Annotated in this window: 2 tRNA genes and 2 rRNA genes; all 4 read left to right on the forward strand. The window is 51.0% G+C overall.

The window, feature by feature from the left end:
* Nucleotides 1-1319 (forward strand): 16S ribosomal RNA (locus LC605_RS31925); the annotation flags it as partial.
* Nucleotides 1320-1452: 133 nt separating this feature from the next.
* Nucleotides 1453-1526 (forward strand) — tRNA-Ile (locus LC605_RS31930).
* Between the two features lie 85 nt (nt 1527-1611).
* Nucleotides 1612-1684, forward strand: a tRNA-Ala gene (locus LC605_RS31935).
* 200 nt (nt 1685-1884) lie between these two features.
* Nucleotides 1885-3337, forward strand: a 23S ribosomal RNA gene (locus LC605_RS31940); the annotation flags it as partial.

Genomic DNA, 3337 nt, shown 5'->3' on the forward strand with positions numbered 1-3337 from the left:
AGGTGAAAGGCTTGCTGCCTGAAGATGAGCTCGCGTCTGATTAGCTAGTTGGAAGTGTAAGAGACTCCCAAGGCGACGATCAGTAGCTGGTCTGAGAGGACGATCAGCCACACTGGGACTGAGACACGGCCCAGACTCCTACGGGAGGCAGCAGTGGGGAATTTTCCGCAATGGGCGAAAGCCTGACGGAGCAATACCGCGTGAGGGAGGAAGGCTCTTGGGTCGTAAACCTCTTTTCTCAGGGAAGAAAACAATGACGGTACCTGAGGAATAAGCATCGGCTAACTCCGTGCCAGCAGCCGCGGTAATACGGAGGATGCAAGCGTTATCCGGAATGATTGGGCGTAAAGGGTCCGCAGGTGGCAATGTAAGTCTGCTGTTAAAGAGTCTAGCTCAACTAGATAAAAGCAGTGGAAACTACATAGCTAGAGTACGTTCGGGGCAGAGGGAATTCCTGGTGTAGCGGTGAAATGCGTAGAGATCAGGAAGAACACCAGTGGCGAAGGCGCTCTGCTAGGCCGTAACTGACACTGAGGGACGAAAGCTAGGGGAGCGAATGGGATTAGATACCCCAGTAGTCCTAGCCGTAAACGATGGATACTAGGCGTGGCTTGTATCGACCCGAGCCGTGCCGTAGCTAACGCGTTAAGTATCCCGCCTGGGGAGTACGCCGGCAACGGTGAAACTCAAAGGAATTGACGGGGGCCCGCACAAGCGGTGGAGTATGTGGTTTAATTCGATGCAACGCGAAGAACCTTACCAAGGCTTGACATGTCGCGAATCTTGATGAAAGTTGAGAGTGCCTTCGGGAGCGCGAACACAGGTGGTGCATGGCTGTCGTCAGCTCGTGTCGTGAGATGTTGGGTTAAGTCCCGCAACGAGCGCAACCCTCGTTTTTAGTTGCCAGCATTAAGTTGGGCACTCTAGAGAGACTGCCGGTGACAAACCGGAGGAAGGTGGGGATGACGTCAAGTCAGCATGCCCCTTACGCCTTGGGCTACACACGTACTACAATGCTCCGGACAGAGGGCAGCAAGATAGCGATGTCAAGCAAATCCCAGAAACCGGAGCTCAGTTCAGATCGCAGGCTGCAACTCGCCTGCGTGAAGGAGGAATCGCTAGTAATTGCAGGTCAGCATACTGCAGTGAATTCGTTCCCGGGCCTTGTACACACCGCCCGTCACACCATGGAAGCTGGTAGTGCCCGAAGTCATTACTCCAACCTTTCGGGGAGGAGGATGCCGAAGGCAGGACTGGTGACTGGGGTGAAGTCGTAACAAGGTAGCCGTACCGGAAGGTGTGGCTGGATCACCTCCTTTTGAGGGAGACCTACACCCCTTACAAATTGAAAAGCAAACAGCTATATAGATAGTAAGTTGGTCGAACCGAGGTCGGTCGCAAAGATTTGCTCATGAGTAGAAAGCTTTCAAACTATGATGAAGGTTCGTTTTTGGGCTATTAGCTCAGGTGGTTAGAGCGCACCCCTGATAAGGGTGAGGTCCCTGGTTCGAGTCCAGGATGGCCCACCTGAAGAATAGTTTTGAGTCAGAAGTGAAAAGTGAGGAATAAAAAACTCATAACTATTAACTCCTAAATCATCACTTTTCGTCTGGGGGTTTAGCTCAGTTGGTAGAGCGCCTGCTTTGCAAGCAGGATGTCAGCGGTTCGAGTCCGCTAACCTCCACCTGATGGTGAAGGGGAAGAGCCAAAATTCCCTTTGATTGTGAGAAATCAGCAACATGACATGACACTTGTGTCAGACTGCTGAGAATCATCTCAGCCAGAACCTTGAAAACTGCATAGAAACGCGAAAATAGCAGGCAGACACAGACATTCGTGATGATTGATTTGTGAATGCATTTGTGAAAGGCCAAATAATTGAGTGGTCAAGGGAATAAGGGCTAACGGTGGATACCTAGGCACACAGAGGCGACGAAGGACGTGGTTACCGACGATATGCTCCGGGGAGTTGGAAGCAAACATAGAGCCGGAGATTTCCGAATGGGGCAACCCTATATACTACCTGCTGAATATATAGGCAGGAGAGAGCCAACCCAGCGAATTGAAACATCTTAGTAGCTGGAGGAAGAGAAATCAATTGAGAGATTCCCTCAGTAGTGGTGAGCGAAAGGGGAAAAGCCTAAACCAAAGGGTTTACCTTTTGGGGTAGTGGGACAGCGACATCGAATCTAGCGGTTAAACGAAGCAGCTAAATACTGCACCAAAGAAGGTGAAAGTCCTGTAGTTGAAAACTTACTAGATAGTAGCTGAATCCCGAGTAGCATGGGGCACGAGGAATCCCATGTGAATCAGCGAGGACCACCTCGTAAGGCTAAATACTACTGTGTGACCGATAGTGAACCAGTACCGCGAGGGAAAGGTGAAAAGAACCCCGGAAGGGGAGTGAAATAGAACATGAAACCGTTAGCTTACAAGCAGTGGGAGGACGATTCAACGTCTGACCGCGTGCCTGTTGAAGAATGAGCCGGCGACTTATAGGCACTGGTAGGTTAAAGCGACAATGCTGGAGCCAAAGGGAAACCGAGTCTGAAAAGGGCGATAATCAGTGTTTATAGACCCGAACCCTGGTGATCTAACCATGGCCAGGATGAAGCTTGGGTAACACCAAGTGGAGGTCCGCACCGACTGATGTTGAAAAATCAGCGGATGAGTTGTGGTTAGGGGTGAAATGCCAATCGAACCAGGAGCTAGCTGGTTCTCCCCGAAATGTGTTTAGGCGCAGCGGTAATGATTATATCTGGGGGGTAAAGCACTGTTTCGGTGCGGGCTGGGAGACCGGTACCAAATCGAGACAAACTCTGAATACCCAGAGGACACATTGCCAGTGAGACAGTGGGGGATAAGCTTCATTGTCAAGAGGGAAACAGCCCAGACCACCAGCTAAGGTCCCGAAATCATCGCTAAGTGATAAAGGAGGTGAGAGTGCACAGACAACTAGGAGGTTTGCCTAGAAGCAGCCACCCTTGAAAGAGTGCGTAATAGCTCACTAGTCAAGCGCTCTCGCGCCGAAAATGAACGGGGCTAAGCGATGTACCGAAGCTGTGGGATTAATTTAGGTTAATCGGTAGGGGAGCGTTCCGTCGTAGATTGAAGCAGTAGCGGCAAGCAGCTGTGGACGAAACGGAAGTGAGAATGTCGGCTTGAGTAGCGCAAATATTGGTGAGAATCCAATACCCCGAAACCCTAAGGTTTCCTCCGCCAGGTTCGTCCCCGGAGGGTTAGTCAGGACCTAAGGCGAGGCAGAAGTGCGTAGTCGATGGACAACGGGTTAAAATTCCCGTACTGATTGTAGGTTGTGCAGAGGGACGGAGAAGGC

The organism is Nostoc sp. CHAB 5836, from assembly GCF_020829445.1.
Lineage (GTDB): Bacteria > Cyanobacteriota > Cyanobacteriia > Cyanobacteriales > Nostocaceae > Nostoc.